Here is a 1907-nt window from a genome sequence, read left to right on the forward strand (position 1 = left end):
CCTTAAACGGTACGCCGCGCAGTGAGGCTTCCTGCAGATTATCTTTCCAGCTCATTGTTTACTCCGGGCGAAAAAAACCCACCATCAGGTGGGTTAGAATTAATTGAAGAAAATTTTCAACAATCACTGTTTTAAAGAAATATTTATCGAGTAGGTATCGCCAATTTTAACAAATAAAGAATTTGCTTTATCGTTATTTAATTCAAAACGGTTTACACCTGAGAGTTTCTTAATATTTCGTTCAAACTCACCTTCGCTAAATCCTGTTAAGTACCCAAAAGCATTACTGGCAATTTTGATATTTGGCTCATTCATAGAACCATCTTCATTCACGTAAAAATAAATATTTATCTTTTCAGAACATGGAGGCTGGAACAAAGTCACGTAAATTTGAGGTTCATATTTTGATGGTTTATCACCTAAAATCTCATCCTCCGTTTGTTCTTTCCTGAAAGAATATTGATGCCTTATCAAATCATCGTCTTTCAGTTTTACCATTTTCTCAGGTTTACTGCCAATTGCAGCTAACAACTTTGCCTCATCAAAAGCCGGATGGCACTCACTTGCGGCTACGCCGCCTGTAAATATAACAGCGGCTAAAATGGAAAGATAACGCATTAAAAGTCTCCCTGTGATTATTGTTTAGAGAAACGATTATAGCCTACATCGGTCGTGATATTCATGCCCTGACTGTCACTGGTTTTGACGACCGTTCCGGGTGGAGCCTCACGAAAATCAACGGTGATATTTCCCTGCGGCCGGGTTTGCTGCATGCGCATAAAATCATTGTTCATGGAGCCGGGAATGGGCGGGAATGAAACAGGCGGCGAACCAGGTGGTGGCTCTCCGCCGCCTGCGTTATCCTCACCGAAAAGCCAGTTTTTGCCTGCGCTGGCCAGGCCTTTTATTTTGTCGATGCCATTCATGATAGGATCAATATAAGGCTGTATTCGTGCCCATAAATCTTCAAACCATTTTGCCACCGGCTCCCATTTTTCAGCGATATATTCCAGAGGAGAGAAGTTTTCTATCGCTGTTTTAATAAGTGCATAATTTTCCGTGAAGAAGCCGGAAATGTCCTTCCATAACTTTTGAAACCAGGGGCCTATCGTACTCCAGTTGGCGATAATCAGACCGGCGGCGAGGGCTGCAACGCGGATGAAGATACCGAAGGGAGAGAGGCTGATTGTTTTGCTGATAAGCCCCAGGGCAAAGTTAATGCCCAGCGCGGCCACCTTGACGGCAACAAACGCTGCGGCCATTCCGAAAGCGCCACGGATCACTGCCGGATTCTTTGCCGCAAACTCTGAGAATCTGTCAGCCAGATCGCCCAGCCAGAGGGTGGTTTTCTTTACGTCACCGGCAAAAGCGCCGCCAATGGCCGCGAGGCCGTTAACCGCCGTGCCGGTCAGGGCTTCCCACAGGTTTGCCAGTGTGCCCAGTTGCGCCTCCACGCGCTGGTTCAGACTGGCCTGAGACGCCATTTTTTTCTGAACCTGCTCATATCCTTCCCGCCCCTTATCTATCAGGGCGTTGAGTACCTGCAACGTCTCAGCGTCGTCACCGAAAATCTTTTTAATGATTGTGGTGCGCTGTTTTGTCGTGAGCGACTGTAATTTTTTTAACTGATTAAACAGGTTATCGATCCCGCCAAATTCACCTTTGCCATCTGTAAAATCCAGCTTTATCTTCTTTTTAGCCAGCAGGGCATTAGCCGCGCCAACTTTTTTGCTGTCAAAGCCTGCCTGAAAAATCTTGCGTACGGCGTTACCTGAAGCCTCACCCTGCATCCCCATCTGGTCCATCATCACTGAAATGGGCACCAGGGCTCGGGCGGCTGTAAGGCCGTCCTTGCTTATCATTTTCAGAACGGAACTGGATTTGGAGAAAAACGACAGCATGTTTGT

The 1907-nt window shown here is 46.4% G+C and carries 2 protein-coding genes; both read right to left on the reverse strand.

The annotated features are described in order from the left end of the window. Positions 1 to 123: 123 nt before the first annotated feature. Positions 124 to 618: a hypothetical protein gene (locus tag AC3Y5R_RS24080; protein ID WP_489923415.1), complete on the reverse strand. Its 495-nt coding sequence runs from the start codon at positions 616 to 618 to the stop codon at positions 124 to 126. Between the two features lie 17 nt (positions 619 to 635). Next, positions 636 to 1907: phage tail tape measure protein (locus AC3Y5R_RS24085; protein WP_489923416.1), on the reverse strand; the 1272-nt coding region annotated here is incomplete at its 5' end.

It is taken from the genome of Erwinia sp. 009765445, assembly GCF_058137865.1.